General features: G+C 54.3%; 20 protein-coding genes and 1 pseudogene. 11 read left to right on the top strand and 10 right to left on the bottom strand.

What is annotated here, in order from left to right; all coding sequences use genetic code 11:
• Positions 1-72: 72 nt before the first annotated feature.
• On the top strand, positions 73-1,716 hold the full coding sequence (gene tcp / locus J4728_RS15440) for a methyl-accepting chemotaxis citrate transducer (RefSeq protein ID WP_208212019.1): 1,644 nt from the start codon (positions 73-75) through the stop codon (positions 1,714-1,716).
• Positions 1,717-1,739: 23 nt separating this feature from the next.
• On the opposite strand, the gene tusA is transcribed toward tcp, so the two are convergent.
• Positions 1,740-1,985: a sulfurtransferase TusA gene (gene tusA, locus J4728_RS15435; RefSeq protein ID WP_061837290.1), complete on the bottom strand. Its 246-nt coding sequence runs from the start codon at positions 1,983-1,985 to the stop codon at positions 1,740-1,742.
• Between the two features lie 169 nt (positions 1,986-2,154).
• On the opposite strand from tusA, the gene J4728_RS15430 reads away from it, so the two are divergent.
• Both J4728_RS15430 and J4728_RS15425 read left to right on the top strand, forming a co-directional pair.
• Positions 2,155-2,820, top strand: a complete 666-nt coding sequence (locus J4728_RS15430) for a 7-cyano-7-deazaguanine/7-aminomethyl-7-deazaguanine transporter (RefSeq protein ID WP_058116165.1) — start codon at positions 2,155-2,157, stop codon at positions 2,818-2,820.
• Positions 2,821-2,892: 72 nt separating this feature from the next.
• Positions 2,893-3,450 (top strand): DcrB family lipoprotein, encoded by a 558-nt coding sequence (locus J4728_RS15425; RefSeq protein WP_001245277.1) that lies wholly within the window; start codon positions 2,893-2,895, stop codon positions 3,448-3,450.
• Positions 3,451-3,453: 3 nt separating this feature from the next.
• Here J4728_RS15425 and J4728_RS15420 read toward each other — a convergent pair whose 3' ends face one another.
• Positions 3,454-4,713 carry an MFS transporter gene (locus J4728_RS15420; RefSeq protein WP_208212017.1) on the bottom strand — a complete coding sequence of 420 codons (1,260 nt, stop codon included), beginning with the start codon at positions 4,711-4,713 and terminating at the stop codon, positions 3,454-3,456.
• An 89-nt stretch (positions 4,714-4,802) separates the two neighbouring features.
• Between J4728_RS15420 and J4728_RS15415 the strand changes: the two genes are divergently transcribed.
• The 3 genes and pseudogenes from J4728_RS15415 (at position 4,803) to nikR (ending at position 6,975) form a co-directional block, all read left to right on the top strand.
• Positions 4,803-5,852 carry an AI-2E family transporter gene (locus tag J4728_RS15415; RefSeq protein WP_000179588.1) on the top strand — a complete coding sequence of 350 codons (1,050 nt, stop codon included), beginning with the start codon at positions 4,803-4,805 and terminating at the stop codon, positions 5,850-5,852.
• Positions 5,853-5,903: 51 nt separating this feature from the next.
• Positions 5,904-6,482: pseudogene (acpT, locus tag J4728_RS15410) on the top strand (4'-phosphopantetheinyl transferase AcpT).
• A gap of 91 nt (positions 6,483-6,573) precedes the next feature.
• Entirely contained in the window at positions 6,574-6,975 is a 402-nt protein-coding gene (gene nikR / locus J4728_RS15405; RefSeq protein WP_001190057.1) for a nickel-responsive transcriptional regulator NikR, read from the top strand.
• 89 nt (positions 6,976-7,064) lie between these two features.
• Here the strand turns inward: nikR and J4728_RS15400 are convergent, their stop codons facing one another.
• The 4 genes from J4728_RS15400 to J4728_RS15385 all read right to left on the bottom strand — a co-directional run bounded on the left by J4728_RS15400 (position 7,065) and on the right by J4728_RS15385 (position 13,496).
• Entirely contained in the window at positions 7,065-8,189 is a 1,125-nt protein-coding gene (locus J4728_RS15400; protein WP_001214755.1) for an ABC transporter permease, read from the bottom strand.
• Positions 8,189-10,930, bottom strand: coding sequence for a ribosome-associated ATPase/putative transporter RbbA (gene rbbA, locus J4728_RS15395; RefSeq protein ID WP_208212015.1), 2,742 nt, complete (start codon positions 10,928-10,930; stop codon positions 8,189-8,191). Before rbbA ends, J4728_RS15400 begins: the two co-directional genes overlap by 1 nt.
• Positions 10,927-11,994 (bottom strand): HlyD family secretion protein, encoded by a 1,068-nt coding sequence (locus J4728_RS15390; protein WP_000359836.1) that lies wholly within the window; start codon positions 11,992-11,994, stop codon positions 10,927-10,929. Before J4728_RS15390 ends, rbbA begins: the two co-directional genes overlap by 4 nt.
• A 305-nt stretch (positions 11,995-12,299) precedes the next feature.
• Positions 12,300-13,496, bottom strand: a complete 1,197-nt coding sequence (locus tag J4728_RS15385; RefSeq protein WP_000439234.1) for an NAD(P)/FAD-dependent oxidoreductase — start codon at positions 13,494-13,496, stop codon at positions 12,300-12,302.
• A 230-nt stretch (positions 13,497-13,726) separates the two neighbouring features.
• Between J4728_RS15385 and pitA the strand changes: the two genes are divergently transcribed.
• On the top strand, positions 13,727-15,223 hold the full coding sequence (gene pitA / locus J4728_RS15380) for an inorganic phosphate transporter PitA (protein ID WP_000902764.1): 1,497 nt from the start codon (positions 13,727-13,729) through the stop codon (positions 15,221-15,223).
• A gap of 139 nt (positions 15,224-15,362) precedes the next feature.
• Here pitA and uspB read toward each other — a convergent pair whose 3' ends face one another.
• Positions 15,363-15,698: a universal stress protein UspB gene (gene uspB / locus J4728_RS15375; RefSeq protein ID WP_000626193.1), complete on the bottom strand. Its 336-nt coding sequence runs from the start codon at positions 15,696-15,698 to the stop codon at positions 15,363-15,365.
• A 387-nt stretch (positions 15,699-16,085) separates the two neighbouring features.
• Here uspB and uspA point away from each other — a divergent pair, with 387 nt between their 5' ends.
• Positions 16,086-16,520 carry a universal stress protein UspA gene (gene uspA, locus J4728_RS15370; RefSeq protein WP_000323565.1) on the top strand — a complete coding sequence of 145 codons (435 nt, stop codon included), beginning with the start codon at positions 16,086-16,088 and terminating at the stop codon, positions 16,518-16,520.
• 324 nt (positions 16,521-16,844) lie between these two features.
• On the top strand, positions 16,845-18,317 hold the full coding sequence (gene dtpB / locus J4728_RS15365) for a dipeptide/tripeptide permease DtpB (RefSeq protein ID WP_001098275.1): 1,473 nt from the start codon (positions 16,845-16,847) through the stop codon (positions 18,315-18,317).
• A gap of 91 nt (positions 18,318-18,408) precedes the next feature.
• Here the strand turns inward: dtpB and rsmJ are convergent, their stop codons facing one another.
• From rsmJ to J4728_RS15350, 3 genes are all read right to left on the bottom strand, one after another.
• Positions 18,409-19,167, bottom strand: coding sequence for a 16S rRNA (guanine(1516)-N(2))-methyltransferase RsmJ (gene rsmJ, locus J4728_RS15360; RefSeq protein ID WP_001165134.1), 759 nt, complete (start codon positions 19,165-19,167; stop codon positions 18,409-18,411).
• Between the two features lie 6 nt (positions 19,168-19,173).
• Positions 19,174-21,216, bottom strand: a complete 2,043-nt coding sequence (gene prlC, locus J4728_RS15355) for an oligopeptidase A (protein ID WP_000184178.1) — start codon at positions 21,214-21,216, stop codon at positions 19,174-19,176.
• 162 nt (positions 21,217-21,378) lie between these two features.
• Positions 21,379-22,032 carry a hypothetical protein gene (locus tag J4728_RS15350; RefSeq protein WP_000469190.1) on the bottom strand — a complete coding sequence of 218 codons (654 nt, stop codon included), beginning with the start codon at positions 22,030-22,032 and terminating at the stop codon, positions 21,379-21,381.
• An 840-nt stretch (positions 22,033-22,872) separates the two neighbouring features.
• Here J4728_RS15350 and J4728_RS15345 point away from each other — a divergent pair.
• Positions 22,873-23,715 carry a 23S rRNA (adenine(2030)-N(6))-methyltransferase RlmJ gene (locus J4728_RS15345; RefSeq protein WP_000954235.1) on the top strand — a complete coding sequence of 281 codons (843 nt, stop codon included), beginning with the start codon at positions 22,873-22,875 and terminating at the stop codon, positions 23,713-23,715.
• Positions 23,716-23,819: 104 nt separating this feature from the next.
• Positions 23,820-25,172, top strand: coding sequence for a glutathione-disulfide reductase (gene gorA, locus J4728_RS15340; RefSeq protein ID WP_000160778.1), 1,353 nt, complete (start codon positions 23,820-23,822; stop codon positions 25,170-25,172).
• Positions 25,173-25,193: the final 21 nt, after the last annotated feature.

Genomic DNA, 25,193 nt, shown 5'->3' with positions numbered 1-25,193 from the left:
TTTGATGTAAGGTTAATATTTATCCAACCGATATTGATCATACCGTCTACAAAATAAGGAATGTTAGGCACTATGAAAAATATCAAAGTCATCACCGGCGTTATCGCGACGCTGGGCATATTTAGCGCCTTATTGTTGGTGACAGGAATACTGTTTTATTCCGCCGTCAGCAGCGATCGGCTGAATTTCCAGAATGCGAGCGCGCTGAGTTACCAACAACAGGAACTGGGCGGCAGTTTTCAGACATTGATCGAAACCCGCGTCACCATTAACCGCGTGGCGATACGCATGTTAAAAAGTCAGCGCGATCCCGCCTCACTGGACGCCATGAACACGCTGTTAACCAACGCTGGCGCGTCGCTCAACGAAGCGGAAAAGCATTTCAACAACTACGTGAACTCCGAAGCGATCGCGGGCAAAGATCCGGCGTTGGATGCCCAGGCCGAAGCCAGCTTTAAGCAGATGTATGACGTTTTGCAGCAGTCTATCCACTATCTTAAAGCCGATAATTACGCCGCCTATGGCAACCTTGACGCGCAAAAAGCGCAGGATGACATGGAGCAGGTATATGACCAGTGGCTCTCTCAAAATGCGCAATTAATAAAATTAGCCAGCGATCAGAATCAGAGCAGCTTTACCCAGATGCAATGGACGCTGGGGATAATTCTACTTATCGTACTCATCGTGCTGGCGTTTATCTGGCTGGGGCTGCAACGCGTTCTACTCCGCCCGCTGCAACGGATTATGGCGCACATTCAAACGATCGCCGACGGCGATCTTACCCATGAGATAGAGGCCGAAGGACGCAGTGAAATGGGCCAACTGGCCGCCGGTCTTAAAACGATGCAGCAGTCGTTAATCCGTACCGTCAGCGCGGTGCGCGATAACGCGGACTCTATCTATACTGGCGCAGGCGAAATTTCCGCCGGCAGCAGCGACCTCTCTTCCCGTACCGAACAACAGGCCTCGGCGCTGGAGGAGACCGCCGCCAGCATGGAACAGTTAACCGCCACGGTACGGCAAAACACCGATAACGCACGACAGGCGACGGGTCTGGCGAAAACCGCATCAGAAACCGCGCGTAAAGGAGGACGCGTGGTGGATAACGTAGTGAACACCATGAACGATATCGCCGAAAGTTCGGAAAAAATCGTGGACATCACCAGCGTGATTGACGGTATCGCCTTCCAGACTAATATCCTGGCGCTGAACGCCGCGGTAGAAGCCGCCCGTGCCGGCGAACAGGGGCGAGGATTCGCGGTCGTGGCCGGAGAGGTACGCACGTTGGCCAGCCGTAGCGCGCAGGCCGCCAAAGAGATCAAAGTGCTGATTGAAAACTCCGTGTCGCGCATTGATACCGGCTCTACGCAGGTACGCGAAGCGGGAGAAACCATGAAAGAGATCGTCAACGCCGTGACCCGCGTGACCGATATTATGGGCGAAATCGCCTCTGCCTCCGATGAGCAAAGCAAAGGCATTGAGCAAGTGGCGCAGGCGGTATCGGAAATGGACAGCGTGACGCAGCAAAACGCCTCGCTGGTAGAGGAATCCGCAGCAGCGGCGGCGGCGCTGGAAGATCAGGCTAACGAACTTCGTCAGGCGGTCGCCGCGTTCCGCATCCAGAAACAACCTCGTCGGGAGGCGTCGCCGACGCCGTTAAGCAAAGGTTTAACGCCGCAGCCCGCCGCAGAACAGGCGAACTGGGAAAGCTTCTAATCAGAATGCTATCTGCCGTGCGGTTAATGCGCTTTACGCAATAAATAGCGGTACGGCAGACCCTCCGTCTCTTGCGCCAGCAAATCGTGTTCCATAAAGGTACAGAACCCCGGAATATCACGCGTCGTCGCCGGATCGTCGGCGATAATCAGCAATGTTTCGCCAGTTTGCATGTTGCGCACCGTTTTGCGCACCATCATTACTGGTTCAGGGCAACGCAGCCCCAGGGCGTCAAGCGTATGGTCAGGGGAGAAAAACAGATCGCTCATCTTCGTCTCAATGGTAGAAAAACGGCGATATTTTACGCCCATCTTCGTCAGTAAGCCAGGCAGGTTAACGATTGCGTGAAAATTAGCCATTGCAATGCCAGCGCAAAACAGTATTATGCGGCGGTTCTTTATTGGGTTCCCTCACCCCATCCAACAAAAAGGTCACAATATGACTCCGTTTACACAATCACAGCGCGTAAAAGCGTTGTTCTGGCTATCGCTATTCCATTTACTGGTGATCATTTCCAGTAACTATCTGGTGCAGCTCCCCATCACTATTTTTGGTTTCCACACGACCTGGGGCGCGTTTAGTTTTCCTTTTATTTTTCTTGCCACCGATCTTACCGTGCGTATTTTTGGCGCATCGCTGGCGCGCCGCATTATCTTCGCCGTCATGATCCCCGCGCTGCTGGTGTCGTATGTGGTGTCATCGCTGTTCTATATGGGCGCCTGGCAAGGTTTCGCCGCGTTGGCGAACTTTAATCTGTTTGTCGCCCGTATCGCCGCCGCCAGCTTTATGGCCTACGCGCTGGGACAGATCCTTGATGTCCATGTGTTTAACCGCCTGCGCCAAAATCGTCGCTGGTGGCTGGCGCCGACCGCGTCAACGCTGTTTGGCAATATCAGCGATACCCTTGCCTTTTTCTTCATTGCGTTCTGGCGAAGCCCCGATGCCTTTATGGCCGAACACTGGATGGAAATTGCGCTGGTGGATTATTGCTTTAAGGTGCTCATCAGCATTATTTTCTTCCTGCCGATGTACGGCGTTCTACTGAATATGTTGCTGAAAAAGCTGGCAGATAAATCTGAAATTTCCCCATTACCGGCAAGTTAAAGGTTCGTTTTCCGAGTTGTGATAAGATGAGCGAATGAGCCGTTATGGCCGTTTATCGAAAGGAAGAAGTCAATGCGCAATTTGGTTAAATATGCCGGTATTGGCCTGCTGGTTATGGGGCTTGCGGCCTGTGATAACAACGATACAAAAGCGTCGGCAGAAAGCGCCGCCGCAGAAAGTCAGGCCTCCGGCCAGCCCATCAGCCTGATGGATGGCAAACTCAGTTTCTCGCTGCCGGCGGATATGACCGATCAAAGCGGTAAGTTGGGCACCCAAGCGAATAATATGCACGTTTATTCTGACCCGACGGGCCAGAAAGCGGTGATTGTTATTGTCGGCGATAATACCGATGAAGCGTTGCCGGTGCTGGCGAACCGCCTGCTTGAGCAACAGCGTAGCCGCGACCCGCAGCTTCAGGTCGTCACCAATAAGTCTATTGAGCTCAAAGGCCATACGTTGCAACAACTGGACAGCATTATCTCCGCGAAGGGCCAGACGGCGTATTCTTCCATCGTGCTGGGTAAAGTGGATAACCAATTGCTGACGATTCAGGTCACGCTGCCTGCGGACAATCAGCAAAAAGCGCAAACCACGGCTGAAAACATCATCAATACGTTAGTTATTAAGTAACCTTCACGACGATGATGCGGCCTCCGACAGTGCAGACGGAGGCCGTTTTTTTAAGCGCCAGGTCAGCAATAGCGCCATCGCTACCAGCCCGGCTGCCGCCAGATAAATCACCGGCACGCCCGCCCAGGTCATCACCAGCCCCGCCAGCGGCCCGGTAACCCCCAAAGACATATCCATAAAGACGGTATAGGTCGCCAGCGCCGCACCCTGGTTCTGCGGCGGCACGGCTTTGACGGCCACCACGCCCAGCGCTGGAAAGACCAGCGAAAACCCCATCCCCGTGAGTAAAACGCCGATTTTTGCCATCCACGGCATGGCTGCCGTCCCCACCAGTAACAGACCAATAATCTCCACGCCAAAGCAGATCATGGCGACATTCAACCCGCCTAAGCGATTGATGCCGTTAGGGAACAGCAAACGCGTGCCGACAAACGCGACGCTAAATAACGTGAGCGCAAAGGCGGCGCCATCCCAGCCTTTAGCATCATAAAATAAGGTAATAAACGTCGCGATGACGCCAAACCCTGCCGAGGCCAGCGCCAACGCCATACCATACAGCCAGACACGTCCCAGCACCGCGCGAAACGGTAGCGGCTTGCCTTTGTTCGCCTTCACCGACGGACGTGAAAGCGCTAACAGTATCGCGAACAGCGCCACGCCCATCACCGTTAGCGCCAGTCCCTGTAACCCGCCCCAGGCATAACACAGCACGCCCAGCGGCGCGCCCATCGCCATTGCGCCGTAGGTGACGATACCGTTCCAGGAGATAACCCGACCAATATGCAACGACCCGACGACGCCGACGCCCCACAGTGTCGAACCGGTGCCGGCAAAACTTTGCCCAATCCCCAAAATCACGCGACCCAGCCCCAGTAGCAACAAACTGATCATCGGCCAGGCGCTGGCGATATCCGCCAGCAGGTAGCCGAGTCCGCTTAAAAAACAGCCGCATAAGCCAAAGACAACGATTTTTTTCGGCCCTAATACATCCGCATACCGCCCGGCATGGGGACGGCTTAACAGAGTGGCGAAGTATTGCAGGCTGATAATAAGCCCCGCCCAGAACGCGCTGAATCCCATCGCATCATGCACATAGCCGGGCAAGACGGCGAGCGGCAGGCCGATGGTCAGGTAGCTGGCAAAGTTAAACATCACAATGGAGACAATACGCAGATTGAGGCGCAATCCGTTTAGCGCCGGTTCAGCGACGGGTTCGGGCATGAGTATCACCGCATTTTTACAACATGTTTTCTTTTCTATCATGGCGCGCGGTGAAAATCAGTAGTGAGATTCAGATTATCGGTATCAGGGCAGCCGCTACACTTAGAAAAAAACACAACAAGGAAAACTTCATGGCAACCGCTCAACCCGACAAAACGGGTATGCATATTCTGCTGAAACTGGCCTCCCTGGTTATTATTCTCGCCGGGATTCATGCCGCGGCGGATATTATTGTACAACTCTTGCTGGCGCTCTTTTTCGCCATCGTTCTTAACCCATTAGTGACCTGGTTTATTCGTCGGGGCGTGAAGCGACCGCTGGCGATTACTATCGTGGTGGTCGTCATGCTGATCGTGCTTACCGCGCTGGTGGGTGTACTTGCCGCATCGCTTAATGAATTTATCGCTATGCTGCCTAAATACAGCAAGGAGCTGACGCGTAAAGTCTTACACCTTCAGGAGTTAATGCCCTTCCTGAATTTACATATGTCGCCGGAACGTATGCTCCGCGGGATGGATTCCGATAAAATCATGCTCTTCACCACAACATTAATGACCGGCGTATCGGGCGCGATGGCAAGCATTGTGCTGCTGGTGATGACCGTGGTTTTTATGCTGTTTGAGGTGCGTCACGTGCCTTATAAATTACGTTTCGCGCTAAACAATCCACAAATCCATATTGCCGGCCTGCACCGCGCCCTGAAAGGCGTCTCGCATTATCTGGCGCTGAAAACGCTGCTCAGTCTATGGACGGGCGCGATTATCTGGCTGGGGCTGGCGTTAATGGATATTCAGTTTGCGCTAATGTGGGGCGTACTGGCCTTTTTGCTCAATTACGTTCCTAATATCGGCTCGGTGATTTCCGCCGTTCCCCCCATGATTCAGGCGCTGTTATTTAACGGTTTTTACGAGTGCGTACTGGTCGGCGCGCTCTTTTTGGTGGTCCATATGGTGATTGGCAACATTATGGAGCCACGCATGATGGGCCATCGTCTGGGAATGTCCACGCTGGTGGTATTTCTTTCGTTATTGGTCTGGGGATGGCTATTAGGCCCGGTCGGGATGCTCTTGTCCGTTCCTTTGACCAGCGTCTGCAAAATCTGGATGGAAACCACTAAAGGCGGCAGCAAACTGGCGATCTTACTGGGGCCAGGCCGACCGAAAAGCCGTTTACCGGGATGAGGCGACAGATGCTACAATCTCCTCTTCTTCATAGGCAACGTTGGTCCTGATATGTACCAGATCGTTCTGGGAAAAGTGTCAACATTAAGCGCAGGTCAATTGCCCGACGCGTTAATCGCTCAGGCGCCGCAGGGCGTTCGCCGGGCAAGCTGGCTGGCCGGGCGCGTGCTGCTTTCCCGTGCGCTCTCGCCGCTACCGGAGATGGTGTATGGCGAACAGGGTAAACCGGCTTTTTCCGCCGGAACGCCGCTGTGGTTTAACCTCAGCCATAGCGGCGACACTATTGCTCTGTTGCTTAGCGACGAAGGTGAAGTCGGCTGCGATATTGAAGTGATCCGCCCGCGCGATAACTGGCGTTCGCTGGCAAATGCGGTATTCAGCCTCGGCGAACATGCTGAAATGGAAGCGGAACGTCCGGAGCGACAACTGGCGGCCTTCTGGCGTATCTGGACGCGTAAAGAAGCCATCGTAAAACAACGCGGCGGCAGCGCCTAGCAAATCGTCAGCGTGGACAGCACGTTGCCCTCTGCCTTGTCGGTCAGCCAGTGTCAGCTCAATACGCTCAGTCTGGCAGTCTGTACCCCCACACCGTTTACGCTGACGCCGCAGACGATAACGAAAGCGCTATGACACATTAATTTTTCCCTCTGGCGGCGGACGTGTGTTACAAAATGCGGAGCTTCCCATGCGCCGACGCGCCATACCAAAAGGTTTAAGTCAGATGCAACGTGTCACCATCACCCTCGATGACGATTTACTGGAAACGCTGGACAGCCTGAGCCAGCGACGCGGCTATAACAATCGCTCCGAAGCGATCCGTGATATTCTGCGCGGCGCTCTGGCGCAGGAGGCCACTCAGGAACACGGCACACAGGGTTTCGCGGTACTTTCATATGTTTATGAACATGAGAAACGGGATTTAGCCAGCCGCATCGTCTCCACCCAGCATCATCATCATGATTTATCCGTCGCCACGCTGCACGTCCATATCAACCACGATGACTGTCTGGAGATCGCCGTTCTGAAGGGCGATATGGGCGACGTACAGCATTTTGCCGATGATGTTATCGCCCAGCGCGGCGTGCGCCACGGCCACTTGCAGTGTTTGCCGAAAGAAGACTAACGCCGGGGGCGCTTCGCTTGCCCGGCCTACGTTCGCACGTCTGTCGTTTGTAGGCCGGATGAGGCGCAGCCGCCATCCGGCAATAATGTTTACGCCATTGTGCCAATCGTTTTTCTGAAGCGTAACAGCGCTATCAGGAAGAACACGCCGCCTATCGCCAGCAGGGTCAGGAACTGCGGCCAGACGATACTCAAACCTGCGCCGCGATAAAGAATAGCCTGGGCAAGGCTGACAAAATGCGTCGTCGGCATGGTCAGCATAATATCCTGCACCGCCTGCGGCATACTTTCGCGCGGCGTGGAACCGCCGGAAAGCATTTGTAGCGGTAACAGTACCAGAATCATTAATAACCCCAGTTGCGGCATCGAACGGGCGATGGTGCCCATAAAAATCCCAATTGAAGTGGTGGCGAACAGGCTCAGCGCCACGCCCAACATAAACAATGGGATCGATCCTTCAATCGGTACGCCAAGTACGCCTTTCACCATCAGCATCAAAGACAAACCGGAAACCACCAGCACAACCAGCCCCATCGACCATACTTTTGCCATCATGATCTCAAAGGGCGTGACCGGCATCACCAACAGATGCTCTACAGTGCCGTGTTCTCGCTCGCGGATCAGCGCCGATCCGGTCAGCACTATCGCCAGCATGGTAATGTTGTTGATAATCGCCATCACGCCGCCAAACCACGCCGGGTCCAGATTCGGGTTAAAGCGCATCCGAATCTCCAGCGACACAGGCTGAACGCTATCTCCCCGCGCGCGCGCCACAAAGCTGTTGACCTCGCCGCTAATAATATTCTGGATATAACTGTTGCCGGTAAACGCCTGGCTCATGCGCGTCGCATCGACGTTAACCTGAATATCAGGCTGACGTCCGGCCAGCACATCACGCTGGAAATTCGGCGGAATGTTGACCGCAAAGGTATAGCGTCCGGCATCCAGTCCGGCATCCATTTCCGTTGCCGTAATCATCTCCGGCGGCAGAAACCACGGGCGGTAAAAACTATTCACAATACGGTTCGACAACTGCGACTGATCCATATCGGCGATGGCGATAGGGGCAAGATGCAACGAACCGGGCAGGACGGTAGCGGAGGAGTAAACCGAAATCGTAAAGGCGAAGACGATCAGCGCCAGCATCGCTTTGTCGCCCAGCAGACTGCGCAGTTCTTTAACGCCGAGATTATAAATATTACGTAATCCGCGCATTACCCCTCCTGTTTTTTCAGCAGCAGAATGCTCAGACCCATCACCACCGGGACGGCAATCAGTAACGGCATAAATAACGGCCAGAGATCGGACAGATCCAACGCTTTGGAAAACGTCCCGCGCGCGATCGTCAGAAAATGGCTGGTCGGGTAGATCTCGCCGATCCATCTTCCCGGTCCTTCCAGCGAAGCCACCGGATCGATCATGCCGGAAAATTGTGTTGCCGGAATGAGGGTAATAATCGACGTCCCAAAAATAGCGGCGATTTGGCTCTTCATAAACGTGGAGATCAGCAGCCCCAGACCGGTGGCGATGATGACGTAAAGTAGCGCCGCGAGGGTAAGCGTGAGAAAGCTGCCTTTCAGCGGCACGCCGAACACAAAGACCGACAGCGCGCACAGTAGCAAGAAGTTCAGCATACCCAGCGCGATATACGGCAGTTGTTTACCCAGCAAAAATTCGCTGCGCGTCGTCGGCGTTACGTACAGATTAATTATCGACCCCAGCTCTTTCTCCCGCACCACGCTCAGGGCGCTAAGCATTGACGGGATCATCATGAGCAGCAGCGGAATGACCGCCGGAACGATAGCGGGCAGACTTTTCACATCCGGGTTATAGCGATAGCGCGTTTCAATGTTGAGCAGCCCGGTCTGTTTAACCGGGTTCGGCTGACGACTTGCCGCCTCCTGCAGCCAGCTTTGGTGCATCGCCTGAACGTACCCCTTCACCGTCTCGGCGCGGCTGGGCATGGCGCCATCCACCCAGACGCCAATCTGCGCTGGCGTACCGCGAGCAATATCGCGGCCAAAATTAGGCGGGCTCTCAATGGCAACCGCCAACTCTCCCGAACGCATCCGCCGGTCAAGCTCGTCATAGCTGGCGAGCGGCGGCTGTTCGATAAAATAGCGCGATCCCGCCAGATTGAGCGACCATGCCTGGCTGCTGACGGTTTGATCGCGATCGAGTACGGCAAAACGCAGGTTCTCCACGTCCATACTGATGCCATAGCCCATAATCAGCATCAGAATTACCGTTCCCAGCAGCGCCAGCGTCGAGCGTACCGGATCGCGGCGTAGCTCCAGCGCTTCGCGGCGACTGTAGCTGAACAAACGCCGGAAGCTCAATCCCTGCCGCGACGGTTTACCTGACGCGGCGGGCGTCTGGGATGGCGGTATTGGGGTTTCAGGCGCCGCTCCCGCAGCTTCCTGTAGCCAGGAAATAAACGCCGCCTCCAGATTGGCCGCGCCCCGCTGTTGCATCAATTCCTGCGGCGTACCGCTGGCGAGCACTTTACCGGCGTGCATCAATGACATTCGGTCGCAACGTTCCGCTTCGTTCATAAAATGGGTCGAGATAAAAATCGTCACCTTATCCTGACGCGAAAGATCGACCATAAGCTGCCAGAACATATCCCTGGCGACCGGATCAACGCCGGACGTTGGCTCATCAAGAATCAGCATTTCCGGGCGATGGATCACCGCTACCGCCAGCGATAAACGCTGGCGGATACCGAGCGGCAACGAAGCGGGGAGCGTATCTTCCACCTCCGTTAGCATAAAGCGTTCGATCATCTGCGCGACGCGCGCCGGGATCTCCGCTGGCGGAATATGAAACAGGCGGGCATGAAGTTCCAGATTCTGCCGCACGGTGAGTTCGTTATAGAGCGAAAAAGCCTGCGACATATACCCGACCCGGCGACGGGTGTCGATGTCGTTCGGGTCTACCGGCTGGCCAAATAGCCAGGCCTGGCCTTCGCTGGCGGGAAGCAGACCGGTCAGCATTTTCATGGTGGTCGATTTGCCGCAACCGTTTGAACCGAGGAAGCCAAAAATCTCGCCGCGCGGAATACGGAAATTAACATGGTCAACCGCGACGAACTTACCGAAACGCATGGTCAGATCTTTCGCCTCAATGGCAATCTCTTCCTGCTCAGCGTGATACGGCGGGATCACCACTGGCTTATGCGCCTGGCGCTGCGCTTCTGGCAACAGGGCGATAAACGCCTGTTCCAGCGTCGCGCTATGGGTTTCTGCCCGCAGTTGCTGCGCGCTGCCGGTTGCCAGTATCTCGCCCGCATTCATCGCCACCAGCCAGTCAAAACGCTCCGCCTCTTCCATATAGGCCGTTGCGACCAACACGCTCATATTGGTCTGCCGTTGGCGGATACTGTCGATTAAGTCCCAGAACTGAGCGCGGGAGAGCGGGTCCACGCCGGTGGTAGGCTCATCAAGAATCAGCAATTCCGGGTCATGAATCAGCGCACAGCACAGCCCCAGCTTTTGTTTCATCCCACCGGACAGCTTCCCGGCAGGACGGTCACGAAACGGTGCCAGGCCCGTGCTGTTCAGCAGCTCGGTAATACGCGCTTCACGTTCAGCTTTGTCATGACCAAAGAGACGAGCAAAAAAATCGACGTTCTCATAAACCGATAACGTGTGATAAAGGTTTTTCCCCAGCCCCTGCGGCATCCAGGCGATGCGCGGACAGACGTCGCGGCGATGTTTCGCATCGCGCATATCCCCGCCCAGGACGATAACGTTCCCTTGCTCAATCACCCGCGCGCCAGAAATCAGCGACAGCAGGCTCGACTTACCCACCCCGTCCGGACCAATCAGCCCGACCATACTACGGGCGGGAATGTCCAGCGTGATATTGTTCAGCGCGGCTGTTTTTCCGTAATGCTGGCTCACCCCCTCAAGCTGCGCCACGGGAGGAACAGGCACCAGCGTCAGCGACGTCATTGCGACAGCCTCACGCTTAGAGCGTCAGGCCAGGGCACGCGCTCATCCAGACGAACCCAGGCCATTCCCGGCAAACCGGTTTTGACATATTCCAGATGCTGTCGCAGTAGCTCTGGCGGAATACGCGCTTTGACGCGGAACATCAGCTTCAGTCGTTCATCGTGGGTTTCCACGGTTTTGGGCGTGAACTGCGCCACGCTGGCGACAAAACTGATCGTCGCCGGAATACGCAGATCCGGCGCGGCGTCCAGCACCAGTCGCGCTTCGCCGCCGATCTTCAACAACCCCGCCTGTTCGGTCGGCAGGAAAAATGTCATATAAACATCGCTGAGATCGACCATGTTCAACACCCGGCCGCCAGCCGATAACACTTCGCCCGGCTCCGCAACGCGGTACTGCACGCGTCCATCGCGCGGCGCTTTTAATTCGCTGTCGTCGATGTCGGCGACAATACGCCGCTCGGTCGCCTGCGCCGCTTCCACGCGCGTTTGCGCCTGGATAATACTGGTACGCGCCGCTTCAATCGCCGCTTTTGCCGCAGATACCTGCGCTTTGGCGGTCTCCAGGGCGGCGCGCGCGCTTTCCGCCGCCGCGCGATCGTCATCTAACTGTTGTACAGATACCGCGCCACGCTGCGACAGCGAACGAGAACGCACGTGACGTTTAGAGACGGAGTCCAGCTCAGCTTCCCGCTGTTTGACGACCGACTGCGCGGCGCGCATTTCACTCTGGCGTTGCTCCAGCAAAGCACGGGCGGCGGCAACCGCGCTTTCGGCCTCTTTAATCTGCGCAATCGCCTCCAGCCGCTGCTCCTGCAGCACGCGGGTATCCATTTTCGCCAGCACCTCGCCCTGACGAACGAACTGCCCTTCCGAAACGAGGATGGTATCAATACGCCCGGCAATCTTAGTGGCAATATCCACTTCGGTGGCTTCAATTCTGCCGTTGCTGGCGGCAAACCCCTCCGGTATTCCCGCAGGGCGCAGCATCCACCAGGCTATCGCGGCCACCGCCACAAGAATCCCCGCTCCCCACCACACCAGATGACGCTTCATTTTGTCCATAATCGACCCGCCGTAATCCCTGTTGTCTAACCATGCGTGTCACAAAGTCCGCCGGGCGTGCGCTCAGCGGGGGTTTCCATTCGGGATAAGAATGAAAAAAGAAAAGGGGCCAGACGACGAACAGACGCCGATGAAGCGCTCGCCGTCAAAGGGAGTGAATGATGTAGGTACCCGGAAAAGAGGGAGTAATGTTGTCATCATCAGCGTTCCTGGCCGTAAATGAAACACGCATACTCATAACTGCTATAAATCGATACTAACACCTCTGTCCGGGATGTCTATTCGCTTATTGTTTGTAATGGTACTTAGCGTTTTGCCGCCAAATCCTGCGCACAGGCCCAAGCGCTCGACCACGCCCACTGGAAGTTATAGCCGCCCAACCAGCCGGTGACGTCCATCACTTCGCCGATAAAATAGAGGCCCGGCACGCGGCGCGCTTCCATAGTCCGCGATGATAGTTCGTTTGTATCCACGCCGCCCAGCGTCACTTCCGCTGTCCGATAGCCTTCGGTGCCGTTAGGCTGCACTTGCCAGGCCGTAAGCGTGTCAACCAACGCCTGCTGGTCACGAACGTTCAACTGCCTGAGCGATACATCCGGGATCTGCCCCAACTGTTGTAAACACTCCACCAACCGTTTCGGCAGATGCATCGCCAGCGTGTTCTTCAGACTCTGGTTCGGGTGCGCGTTACGCTGTTCATTGAGAACGTCTTCCAGCGAGAGATCCGGCAATAAGTTAATGCTCACTAACTCGCCCGGTTGCCAGTAGCTGGAAATCTGTAAAACGGCGGGGCCGGACAGCCCACGATGGGTAAAAAGTAGGTTTTCCCGAAATACCGTGCCATTGCGGGCGGTAATCACGCAGGGCACAGAGACGCCAGACAGCGTCTGGAGCTGTTCTAACAGCGGCTTATGTAGCGTAAAGGGCACCAGCCCGGCGCGCGTCGGCAACACCTTGAGACCAAACTGTTCGGCGATTTTATAGCCAAACGGTGATGCGCCAAGCCCCGGCATCGACAGGCCGCCGCTGGCAATCACCAGCTTTTGCGTAGTCACCGTCTCGCCGTTCAACGCCAGTACGAAACCCGACTCATCACGCTCGACGCTCAATACCTCGCTACGCAGGCGCATCGTTACGCCGCCTTTGTCGCACTCGGCAACCAGCATATCGACAATGCGTTGGGCGGAATCATCGCAAAAAAGCTGTCCCAGCGTTTTCTCATGCCAGGCTATCCCATACCTGCCGACCAGATCGATAAAATCCCACTGGGTATAGCGGGCTAATGCTGATTTGCAAAAATGGGGGTTCTGGCTCAAATACGCAGCAGGCTCAACATAAAGATTAGTAAAGTTGCAGCGCCCACCGCCGGACATGAGGATTTTACGTCCTGGCTTCTTGCCATTATCGATGAGCAGCACGCGGCTACCCGCCTGTCCTGCCTGCGCGGCGCAAAACATGCCCGCTGCGCCAGCGCCTATAATAACGGCATCAAACCTTTCCACGTCGCCTTCCTCTCTCAAATTCGGGCGGGAATTGTAAAGTTTCCTCAGTGGTCGCACCAGCGCGAAAAGCGCCTGAAAATGGTATTTATCTGAAATATATAAGATAATTCTTTAGTGATATCAAACAAAGCACGAAGTACATCAAAAAAAGTCTATATTTCACTTTGCCCGCGCCGCCAAAGTCACTGATAATGCGCCGCGTTCATGTCCTCAAAATGGCGTAACGTCCTATGCTACATTTGTTTGCTGGCCTGGATTTACATACCGGGCTTTTATTATTGCTTGCTCTGGCTTTTGTGCTGTTCTACGAAGCGATTAACGGCTTCCATGACACAGCCAATGCAGTCGCAACCGTGATTTACACCCGTGCGATGCGTTCGCAGCTGGCGGTTGTCATGGCGGCGGTGTTTAACTTTTTTGGCGTTTTGCTGGGGGGTCTCAGCGTGGCGTATGCCATTGTGCATATGCTACCGACGGATCTCCTGCTCAACATGGGTTCCGCGCACGGCCTCGCTATGGTCTTTTCCATGTTGCTGGCGGCGATTATCTGGAACCTCGGTACCTGGTATTTCGGGTTGCCGGCGTCCAGTTCCCACACGCTGATTGGCGCCATTATCGGCATCGGTTTAACCAATGCGATGATGACCGGCACGTCAGTGGTGGATGCGCTTAACATCCCGAAAGTTATCAATATTTTCGGTTCACTCATTATCTCCCCTATTGTCGGTCTGGTATTCGCCGGCGGTCTGATTTTCTTGCTGCGCCGCTACTGGAGCGGTACTAAGAAACGCGCCCGTATCCACCTGACGCCAGCCGAACGTGAAAAGAAAGACGGCAAGAAAAAGCCGCCGTTCTGGACGCGTATCGCGCTGATCCTCTCAGCTATCGGCGTGGCGTTTTCGCATGGCGCGAACGATGGTCAGAAAGGCATTGGCCTGGTCATGCTGGTGCTGATTGGCGTCGCGCCTGCGGGTTTCGTGGTCAATATGAATGCCTCCAGCTACGAAATCACCCGTACGCGCGATGCTATCAACAATGTCGAAACGTACTTTGAGCAGCGTCCTGACCTGCTGAAAGCCGTCACCGGCGTTGACCAACTGATTCCGTCTCCTGAACCAGGCGCGACTGAACCGACTGAATTCCACTGCCATCCGGCTAACACCATTAACGCGCTTAACCGTGCGAAAGGGATGCTGGCAAACGTGGAAAGCTACGACAAGTTAAGCGTTGAACAGCGTAGTCAGTTGCGTCGCATTATGCTGTGCATTTCCGACACGACCGATAAAGTCGTGAAATTGCCTGGCGTAAGCAGCGATGACCAGCGCCTGCTGAAAAAGCTGAAGACCGATATGTTAAGCACCATTGAGTATGCGCCGGTGTGGATCATTATGGCAGTGGCGTTGGCGCTGGGTATTGGTACGATGATCGGCTGGCGTCGCGTGGCGACCACTATCGGCGAGAAAATTGGTAAAAAAGGCATGACGTATGCGCAGGGAATGTCGGCGCAGATGACGGCGGCAGTCTCTATCGGTCTTGCCAGCTACACCGGTATGCCAGTTTCTACCACTCACGTACTCTCCTCTTCAGTGGCGGGAACCATGGTCGTTGATGGCGGCGGGTTGCAGCGTAAAACCGTGACCAGCATTCTGATGGCCTGGGTATTTACGTTACCGGCGGCGATTATTCTTTCCGGCGTGCTGTACTGGCTTTCCCTGAAGATTATTTAAGCCAAATGGGCCGGATAGCGCTGTCACTAATCCGGCCTGTCAGGATGAAACGACACAGGCCTGATAGGCCGCTACAAGCGGCGTCATCCGGAGGCTTATCTAATACGAGCGGGTCAGGAAACTGGCCCGCTTTTTTTATTCAGTGCCAAATCATGAGCGCAATCAAGCTCACCACCACCAAACCGCATAACGCGCTGGTCAGCAGAAACTGGCGGCGCACGCGTTCACAACGGCGAATAAATTCTTCATCATGATGATCGCGATAGCGCTGAGCGTAGATATACCATACCAGGCGCACCTGTTTGTTGGGCTGACCATGCGTGGTAAAGAAGCCGCCGCCATCGACATATTGATAGAGCAAAGGATCGCAACCACGAAGTACCACTAACAGTGCGCGTAGCGATGAGAAATAGCGCGCCATATTAACAATGCAAACGACACATAAAGCCCAGAATAGTGAGACGGTGCTTATCATATCTCCTCCCCGGCGACCCGCCCACGGAGTTCCTCTCCGGGACTACCGCTCCCCGATACCCTGCCAGACAATCAGTGAAAGAGTACTACGAAAGCCGTCCATATTAGCGCTCCGCATTCGAACGGCTCTTATACACATTGTAGGAGATCAGTTAATTTTTTTACCAGAAGGTTAATCACTATCAATGCAATTCCCTGAAAATTTTGTTTAACTAACTGGCAAGCAAGGCAGATTGACGGATTATCCTGGTCGCTATAATGTAAGGATAGTTATGGTAAACGGCTGAGCTAGCCCCGCGCATAGAGTTCGCAGGACGCGGGTGACGCGGCGGCATAAGAAACGCCAGTAGCTCAATGGTCATCGACAACTTATGGAAGGAGTAACACTATGGCTTATAAACACATTCTTATCGCAGTTGATCTCTCCCCGGAAAGTAAAGTTCTGGTTGAAAAAGCGGTCTCTATGGCGCGCCCCTACAACGCGAAAATCTCCCTCATCCACGTTGACGTGAATTATTCAGACCTGTACACCGGTCTGATTGACGTCAATCTGGGCGATATGCAGAAACGTATCTCCGAAGAAACCCACCACGCGCTGACCGAGCTGTCTACCAACGCTGGCTACCCTATCACTGAAACCCTGAGCGGTAGCGGCGATTTGGGCCAGGTGCTGGTTGACGCCATCAAGAAATACGATATGGATCTGGTCGTTTGCGGTCATCACCAGGACTTCTGGAGCAAACTGATGTCTTCTGCGCGCCAGCTGATCAACACCGTTCACGTTGACATGCTGATTGTGCCGCTGCGCGACGAAGAAGAGTAATACTTGCCGTGCCGGCTGGCGGCTAAGACCGCATCTGGTCTATAGTCAATCAGGTTGGCCTGAACCATCAGGCAAATTCCGGCTATCAACAACAACGCCCGCTTATGTGGGCGTTTTGTTTATCCCCCCTTCTTCGCAGTACTCAGTACATCATTCCATCACACCAAACATAATTAGTGTGATCCACTAATTAGTTTGCGTATCATTTGCATAATAACCTATTGATCAGGCTAATAACCGCAGTCTATATCAGGGTAAGACTTTTCGGCGCGTTTTGATATACGCGTTCATACGTTTCGGGATGGCATTAAAAGGCGAAGGAATATGAATACAACTGCACCTACGGGCTTGCTGCAGCAACCTCGTCCATTCTTCATGATCTTTTTTGTAGAATTATGGGAACGATTTGGCTATTACGGCGTCCAGGGCATCCTGGCGGTCTTTTTCGTTAAACAATTGGGTTTTTCTCAGGAACAGGCCTTTATTACCTTTGGCGCTTTTGCGGCGCTGGTTTATGGCCTGATCTCCATCGGCGGCTATGTTGGCGACCATCTGTTAGGGACTAAACGCACCCTGGTCCTGGGCGCGATTGTGCTGGCGATTGGCTATTTTATGACCGGCATGTCGCTATTAAATCCCGATCTGATTTTTATCGCACTGGGTACGATTGCCGTGGGCAACGGGTTATTTAAAGCCAATCCCGCCAGCCTGCTCTCTAAATGCTATCAGCCTAAAGATCCCCGGCTGGATGGCGCTTTCACCCTGTTTTATATGTCGATTAACATCGGTTCTTTGTTATCGCTATCGCTGGCGCCGGTGATTGCCGATAAATTTGGCTATGCGGTGACCTATAATCTGTGCGGCGCTGGTTTAATTGTTGCGCTTCTGGTGTACTTCGCCTGCCGTGGCATGGTGAAAAATATCGGTTCTGAACCGGATCATAAACCGCTACGTTTTCGCAATTTGCTGCTGGTACTACTCGGCACCGTCGTCATGATTTTCCTCTGCGCCTGGCTGATGCACAACGTTAAGATTGCCAATCTGGTGCTCATCGTCCTTTCTATCGTCGTCACTATTTTCTTCTTTCGCGAAGCGTTTCGTCTGGATAAAACCGGCCGCAATAAAATGTTCGTGGCGTTTATTCTGATGATTGAAGCCGTGCTGTTTTACATTCTGTATGCGCAGATGCCTACCTCGCTGAACTTCTTTGCGATTAATAACGTGCATCATGAAATTCTTGGATTCGCCATTAACCCGGTGAGTTTTCAGGCGCTGAACCCATTCTGGGTGGTCGTCGCCAGTCCGGTACTGGCAGCGATTTACACCCGACTGGGTAGCAAAGGCAAAGATCTAACTATGCCGATGAAGTTTACGCTCGGCATGTTCCTCTGCGCGCTGGGTTTTCTGACCGCCGCCGCCGCCGGGATGTGGTTTGCCGATGCGCAAGGACTGACGTCACCGTGGTTTATCGTGCTGGTGTATCTGTTCCAGAGTCTGGGCGAGTTGCTGATTAGCGCGCTGGGACTGGCAATGGTCGCCGCTCTGGTGCCGCAGCATCTGATGGGCTTTATTCTGGGAATGTGGTTCCTGACCCAGGCCGCCGCCTTCCTGCTCGGCGGTTATGTGGCAACCTTCACTGCCGTACCGGAAAACATCACCGATCCGTTGCAGACGCTGCCCATTTATACCGGCGTCTTTAGCAAAATTGGTCTGGTAACGCTGGCGGTCACCGTGGTGATGGCCATTATGGTGCCGTGGTTAAACCGAATGATTAATACGCCAGGTACCGAACAGTAATACTCAGTGCCGGATGCGGCTTACGCCTTATCCGGCCTACAAATAATTGAGAATCGTAGGCCCGATAAGCGCAACGCCATCGGGCAATCCGTTACTCCGTCAGAGGGGTTCCGGCATAAATATCAAACCGATGCCCTTTGGTAACGATGGCGTTGGGCGTCGCGACATCCGCCAGCGGCGGCGCATAATCGGGACGTTTGACCACCACGCGTTTGGTCGCCAACTGACGCGCCGGTTCCAGCAGTCCGTCGGCGTCGAGATCCGGCCCCACCAGCGACTGAAACACCCGCATCTCTTTCTTCACCAGCGCGCTTTTCTGCCGGTGAGGAAACATCGGATCGAGGTAGACCACCTGCGGGCGCGGCGTGATATCGGTCAACGCCGTCAGGCTGGAAGCATGAATCAACTGCAAACGCTCCTGAAGCCAGCCGCCAATATCCGCATCGGCGTAGCCGCGCGTCAGACCGTCATCGAGCAACGCGGCGACCACCGGATTACGCTCCAGCATCCGCACGCGGCAACCGACGGACGCCAGTACAAACGCATCGCGCCCCAGTCCGGCCGTGGCATCAACCACATCCGGCAGATAATCGCCTTTGATACCGACAGCTTTCGCCACCGCTTCGCCGCGCCCGCCGCCGAACTTACGTCGATGGGCCATCGCGCCGCCAACAAAATCGACGAAAATGCCGCCGAGCTTCGGTTCGTCGCGCTTGCGCAGCTCCAGATGTTGCGGCGTCATCACCAGCGCCATCGGGTTGTCTTCGTCATGCTCCAGTCCCCAGCGGGCAGCCAGAACAGATAAGGCGCCGTCTGTGGCGCCCGTTTCATCCATTAAGCAGATTTGCACGTAAAATCAGCCTTTAATCCCGTAATGCTCCAGCATCGCGTCCAGTTGTGGTTCACGGCCACGGAAGCGTTTAAAGAGTTCCATCGGCTCTTCAGAACCACCACGAGTCAGGATGTTATCAAGGAACGACTGACCGGTCTCACGGTTGAAAATGCCTTCCTCCTCAAAGCGGGAATAAGCGTCCGCCGCCAGTACGTCGGCCCACAGATAGCTGTAGTAGCCTGCCGCATAGCCGCCAGCAAAGATATGGCTGAATGCATGTGGGAAGCGGCCCCATGTCGGTGACGGCACCACGGCGACCTGTTTTTTAATTTCAAAGAGCGTCTCAAGAATTTTCGCTCCTTGCTGCGGGTTAAATTCCGCATGCAGACGGAAATCAAACAGACCGAACTCCAGTTGACGCAGAATAAACAGCGCCGCCTGATAGTTTTTCGCCGCCAGCATTTTATCCAGCAGTTCCTTCGGCAGCGGTTCGCCGGTCTCATAGTGGCCGGAGATAAACGCCAGCGCTTCCGGCTCCCAGCACCAGTTTTCCATAAACTGGCTTGGCAGTTCGACCGCGTCCCACGGCACGCCGCTGATACCGGAGACCCCGGCGGTCTCAATGCGGGTCAGCATATGATGCAGGCCATGACCAAACTCGTGGAACAGGGTGATCACTTCGTCATGGGTAAACAGAGCGGGTTTACCGTTCACCGGACGGTTGAAATTACAGGTCAGATAAGCGACCGGCTTTTGCAATGTGCCGTCCGCCTTACGCATCTGGCCGACACAGTCGTCCATCCACGCCCCGCCGCGTTTGTGTTCGCGCGCGTACAGGTCAAGGTAGAAGCTGCCGCGCAGCTCGTTATTTTCGTCATACAGTTCAAAGAAACGCACTTCCGGGTGCCAGACATCAACGTCAGTACGCTCTTTGGCAGTGATGCCGTAAATACGTTTCACCACTTCAAACAGGCCATTCACGGCTTTGTTTTCCGGGAAGTACGGACGTAGCTGCTCATCGCTGATGCTGTACAGGTGCTGTTTTTGCTTTTCACTGTAGTACGCGATATCCCACGGTTGCAGTTCCTCAACGCCAAATTCGGCTTTGGCGAAGGCGCGCAGCTGGGCCAGCTCTTTTTCCCCCTGCGGACGGGCGCGTTTCGCCAGATCGGTTAAGAAATCGAGCACCTGCTGCGGATTTTCCGCCATCTTGGTGGCCAGTGACTCATGGGCATAATTTTCGAAGCCCAGCAGTTGCGCCAGTTCATGGCGCAGCGCAAGAATTTCTTCCATCACCGGGCTGTTATCCCACTTACCGGCGTTCGGCCCCTGGTCGGAGGCACGAGTGGAATAGGCGCGATACATCTCTTCACGCAACGCCTGGTTGTCGCAGTAGGTCATCACTGGCAGATAGCTCGGGATATCCAGAGTCAGCAGGTAACCTTCCTGCTCTTTGGCTTCCGCCTGGGCTTTAGCGGCGGCGAGCGCGCTTTCCGGCATTCCCGCCAGCTCGGCTTCGTCGGTGATGAGCTTCGTCCAGCCCATGGTGGCATCGAGCACATTATTGCTGTACTGGTTGCCCAGCTCAGACAGGCGGGTGGCGATTTCGCCGTAACGCTGCTGTTTCTCTTTCGGCAGGCCGATGCCGGACAGTTCAAAATCACGTAGCGCGTTATCAACCGCTTTCTTCTGCGCGGTATTCAGAGTGGCGTAATGATCGCCGTCGCGCAGGTCGCGGTACGCGTTGTACAACCCTTCATGCTGGCCAACCCAGGTGCTGTATTCCGACAACAGCGGCAGCGTCTGTTCGTAGGCTTCACGCAGCTCCGGGCTATTTTTCACCGAGTTTAAGTGGCTAATTGGCGAGAAAATACGCCCCAGAACATCGTCGGCTTCCGCCAACGGCTGGCAGAGGTTTTCCCAGCTATACGGCGCGCCATGCGCCACAACGCCTTCTACCGCCGCCCGGCAATCGGCCAACGCTTTGGTGACCGCAGGCACCACATGCTCCGGTTTAATTGCAGAAAAAGGCGGCAGTGAAAAAGACGTTAGTAATGGATTGGTCATATGCGCAGTCCTGGTCTAAAAAAGAAATGAAGCGCTCTATCGCGCTTTCGCTATGGATCTAGAATGGGGGATAGTTGGGGGAATTTCAATGATGGTGGGCGCTCATTTCACCCGTGCAGCAACGCCAGCATCCGAACGTAGGCATTGCTGCTGAATCCAATTTTAACGACTGAAGATCAGTAGCTGTAGCGGCATAGTGACAATATCCAGCGCCAAAGTTACCGGCAGCAACACTCTGCCAAATTTTGCCCCGGACATACTGCGCTGATACTGATAGAACTCAACGGTGAAAGGATGGTAAAACGCTAGCTGCTGAGTAACGCTCTGATCTTTATTTTTCTGATGGATAGTCCCCTTCAGGTCCATGACGGATAGCGTGCAATTTACCGCGCCGTCTGCACAAATAAACCCATAGCCTACCGCCGCCAGTTTATCTTTCTCGTCCACCCAGGCGTAAGTCACATTGACTTCACCCGTAAACTCCTTCTTATCTGTATCAATCAGGAATTTAACACCATCCTTTACTCGCATTTTATCCCGGCGAATAGTCGCATCTTTTAACAGCGCCACCACATTATCGCCGCCCTGGGTCAACAGGTAGTCAAAATGTTCGCCAACAAACACCCAGCCCGTTTTCCCGTTGCTATCTTTACCTAAGGAAAGCGCGGTAACGGTATCCGATTTCCAGGTAGACTGATGACGATTGCCATCTTTATCGGTGGCAAGTATCAGCCCAAATGAAAGACAGCCCGACAGCGAACAGCAAACCAGTAATAAAAACAGCGTGCGAACGACACATTTTCCATAATGGAACATCAATGAATCCTTTCTTTTCTATTATTAGCGCTATCGTTTTAATCAAATAAACAAGGTAAAACCAGCACTATCATCATAATAAAAACGATTTCAGAATAAGACCCGACAGGGGTAAGTCGGTGGACGCGTCGCGGCATGATTAGCGTTAAATTCAGATAGGTTTTTCATGGGCGTTTTTCTGAAAACAGGGCCGTGGCATCAATCGTTGTCATTTTTGCGCAAACTGCCCATGTATAATATTCTCAACTTTTTCGTTTCTGGAATACAAGGATTGTATATGACCACGTTATTACAGGTTATTGTACTGATATTTATTGTTTTCTTTATTTTCCCTGGGCGAAAAATTTTCCGTCGGAGTAAGCATCTGCAAGATGGCCGTAAATTAATTTCATCTTCTTCGCTGATGCTGCGAAAATTTGGCAGTTCTCGCGGCTATAACGCGGATTACTACTTTGACATGCAGTACTCTATGAAGTCGCGGACGGTATCACCACCGCGATACCACTCACCAGCATTATTGAGGCGAAACCGGGAACAACGAGAGTCAGTGGTCGTTCAGTCTGGTCAGTCGACTGGATAACAGCGGAAGGGCAAAGAAAACAGACGCGCTTCCTTCATAACTACACCCTATTCAATCGAAATTTTGCCACCTTCCTTAAGACCGTGAAACAGGCCAATCCAGACGCCTGCATCACTTCATTGACGTTATTTACGCTCTGACGCCACAGCCTACTTGTTTTTCCTCCTGGCCAACGGCGATAAAAGCGCAAGAGCGGTAATCTCTACGGATCTGCGGTAAACTATCGGCTAACTTGTTTACTTCCCGGAATATCTGCATCCATGCTCAGTTATCGTCACAGCTTTCACGCTGGCAACCACGCCGACGTCCTTAAACATACCGTTCAGAGCCTGATCATCGAGTCGCTAAAAGAGAAAGAAAAACCGTTTCTCTATCTGGACACGCACGCGGGCGCGGGGCGTTATCAGTTGGGCAGCGAACATGCTGAACGTACCGGAGAGTATCTGGAAGGCATCGCCCGTATCTGGCAGCAGGACGATCTGCCCGCCGAACTGGAACCGTATATTAGCGTCGTAAAACATTTCAACCGCAGCGGGCAGTTACGCTACTACCCGGGCTCCCCGTTAATCGCCCGCCAGTTGCTGCGTGAGCAGGACAGTCTGCAACTCACGGAATTGCATCCCAGCGACTTCCCACTGTTGCGCGCGGAGTTTCAAAAAGACAACCGCGCCCGCGTGGAACGCGCTGACGGCTATCAGCAACTGAAAGCCAAATTGCCGCCGGTTTCCCGCCGCGGTCTGATCCTCATTGACCCGCCTTATGAAATGAAAACCGACTACCAGGCGGTAGTCAGCGGCATCAGCGAGGGTTATAAACGTTTCGCCACCGGGACATACGCGCTATGGTATCCGGTGGTGCTCCGCCAGCAAATTAAGCGCATGATTCATGAGCTGGAGGCCACCGGCATCCGTAAAATCCTGCAAATTGAGCTGGCGATCCGCCCGGACAGCGATCAGCGCGGGATGACGGCGTCCGGTATGATCGTGGTTAACCCGCCGTGGAAACTGGAGCAGCAGATGAACAACGTGCTACCGTGGCTGCACAGCAGGTTGGCGCCAAACGGTCACGGACACACTTCGGTAAGCTGGATCGTGCCGGAGTAATCACAGCCATCGGTGGAACCTTTCACCTTCAGGTATACAATCGCGAATATTTTGGCGGGTAGCGCAGAATCTATCCGTCCGACAACGAACATAAAGGAGCGGTCATGACCAAACACTATGATTACATCGCTATCGGCGGCGGCAGCGGCGGTATCGCCTCGATTAACCGCGCCGCTATGTACGGCCAGAAATGCGCGCTCATCGAAGCCAAAGAGCTGGGCGGTACCTGTGTTAACGTGGGCTGCGTGCCGAAGAAAGTGATGTGGCATGCCGCGCAGATTCGTGAAGCGATTCATCTGTATGGCCCGGACTACGGTTTTGACACCACGATTAATCAGTTCGACTGGAGCAAGCTGATTGCCAGCCGTACCGCGTATATTGACCGCATCCATACTTCATACGACAACGTGCTGGGCAAAAATAACGTGGATGTGATTAAAGGCTTTGCCCGCTTTGTCGATGCCAAAACCATTGAAGTGAACGGCGAAACCATCACCGCCGACCATATTTTGATCGCTACCGGCGGCCGTCCGAGCCATCCGAGCATTCCAGGCGTGGAATACGGCATTGATTCCGACGGTTTCTTTGCGCTGTCTGCCTTGCCGGAGCGCGTCGCGGTGGTAGGCGCAGGTTATATCGCTGTTGAACTGGCTGGCGTTATCAACGCGCTAGGGGCGAAAACGCATCTGTTTGTCCGTAAACATGCGCCGCTGCGCAGTTTTGACCCGATGATTAGCGAAACGCTGGTTGAGGTGATGAACGCCGAAGGCCCGCAACTGCATACTCACGCCGTGCCGAAAGCGGTGGTAAAAAACGCCGACGGCAGTCTGACTCTGGAACTGGAAGATGGCCGCAGTGAAACCGTTGATTGCCTGATCTGGGCCATTGGTCGCGAACCGTCGACCGACAATATTAATCTGGCGGCAGCGGGCGTGAAAACCAATGAAAAAGGTTACATCATTGTCGATAAATTCCAGAATACCAACGTTGAAGGCATTTACGCCGTTGGCGATAACACCGGCGCAGTGGAGTTAACGCCAGTCGCCGTCGCCGCCGGTCGCCGTCTCTCCGAACGCCTGTTTAACAACAAGCCGGACGAGCATCTGGACTACAGCAACATCCCGACCGTGGTCTTTAGCCATCCGCCTATCGGCACCGTCGGGTTAAGCGAGCCGCAGGCGCGCGAGCAGTACGGCGACGAGCAAGTGAAAGTCTATAAATCATCGTTTACCGCTATGTATACCGCGGTGACGACGCACCGCCAGCCGTGCCGTATGAAGCTGGTCTGCGTCGGGCCGGAAGAAAAAATTGTGGGTATCCACGGTATCGGCTTCGGCATGGATGAAATGTTGCAGGGCTTCGCAGTGGCGCTGAAGATGGGCGCTACCAAGAAAGACTTCGATAATACCGTCGCTATTCACCCGACCGCATCGGAAGAGTTTGTGACCATGCGTTAATATCTTGTGCGCCCATCTTCG

The sequence above is a fragment of the Salmonella sp. 32070601201500089SM genome (assembly GCF_017573605.1).
Lineage (GTDB): Bacteria > Pseudomonadota > Gammaproteobacteria > Enterobacterales > Enterobacteriaceae > Salmonella > Salmonella enterica.
The sequence above is the reverse complement of the archived record's forward strand: the minus strand, read 5'-3'. Positions and strand labels throughout refer to the sequence as shown.

Excerpts from the sequence above, each read along its gene's own strand:
- tcp (WP_208212019.1), top strand. The coding sequence starts at position 73 with ATGAAAAATATCAAAGTCATCACCGGCGTTATCGCGACGCTGGGCATA.
- tusA (WP_061837290.1), bottom strand. The coding sequence starts at position 1,985 with ATGAGCGATCTGTTTTTCTCCCCTGACCATACGCTTGACGCCCTGGGG.
- J4728_RS15430 (WP_058116165.1), top strand. The coding sequence starts at position 2,155 with ATGACTCCGTTTACACAATCACAGCGCGTAAAAGCGTTGTTCTGGCTA.
- J4728_RS15425 (WP_001245277.1), top strand. The coding sequence starts at position 2,893 with ATGCGCAATTTGGTTAAATATGCCGGTATTGGCCTGCTGGTTATGGGG.
- J4728_RS15420 (WP_208212017.1), bottom strand. The coding sequence starts at position 4,713 with ATGATAGAAAAGAAAACATGTTGTAAAAATGCGGTGATACTCATGCCC.
- J4728_RS15415 (WP_000179588.1), top strand. The coding sequence starts at position 4,803 with ATGGCAACCGCTCAACCCGACAAAACGGGTATGCATATTCTGCTGAAA.
- nikR (WP_001190057.1), top strand. The coding sequence starts at position 6,574 with ATGCAACGTGTCACCATCACCCTCGATGACGATTTACTGGAAACGCTG.
- J4728_RS15400 (WP_001214755.1), bottom strand. The coding sequence starts at position 8,189 with ATGCGCGGATTACGTAATATTTATAATCTCGGCGTTAAAGAACTGCGC.
- rbbA (WP_208212015.1), bottom strand. The coding sequence starts at position 10,930 with ATGACGTCGCTGACGCTGGTGCCTGTTCCTCCCGTGGCGCAGCTTGAG.
- J4728_RS15390 (WP_000359836.1), bottom strand. The coding sequence starts at position 11,994 with ATGGACAAAATGAAGCGTCATCTGGTGTGGTGGGGAGCGGGGATTCTT.
- pitA (WP_000902764.1), top strand. The coding sequence starts at position 13,727 with ATGCTACATTTGTTTGCTGGCCTGGATTTACATACCGGGCTTTTATTA.
- uspB (WP_000626193.1), bottom strand. The coding sequence starts at position 15,698 with ATGATAAGCACCGTCTCACTATTCTGGGCTTTATGTGTCGTTTGCATT.
- uspA (WP_000323565.1), top strand. The coding sequence starts at position 16,086 with ATGGCTTATAAACACATTCTTATCGCAGTTGATCTCTCCCCGGAAAGT.
- dtpB (WP_001098275.1), top strand. The coding sequence starts at position 16,845 with ATGAATACAACTGCACCTACGGGCTTGCTGCAGCAACCTCGTCCATTC.
- prlC (WP_000184178.1), bottom strand. The coding sequence starts at position 21,216 with ATGACCAATCCATTACTAACGTCTTTTTCACTGCCGCCTTTTTCTGCA.
- J4728_RS15350 (WP_000469190.1), bottom strand. The coding sequence starts at position 22,032 with ATGTTCCATTATGGAAAATGTGTCGTTCGCACGCTGTTTTTATTACTG.
- J4728_RS15345 (WP_000954235.1), top strand. The coding sequence starts at position 22,873 with ATGCTCAGTTATCGTCACAGCTTTCACGCTGGCAACCACGCCGACGTC.
- gorA (WP_000160778.1), top strand. The coding sequence starts at position 23,820 with ATGACCAAACACTATGATTACATCGCTATCGGCGGCGGCAGCGGCGGT.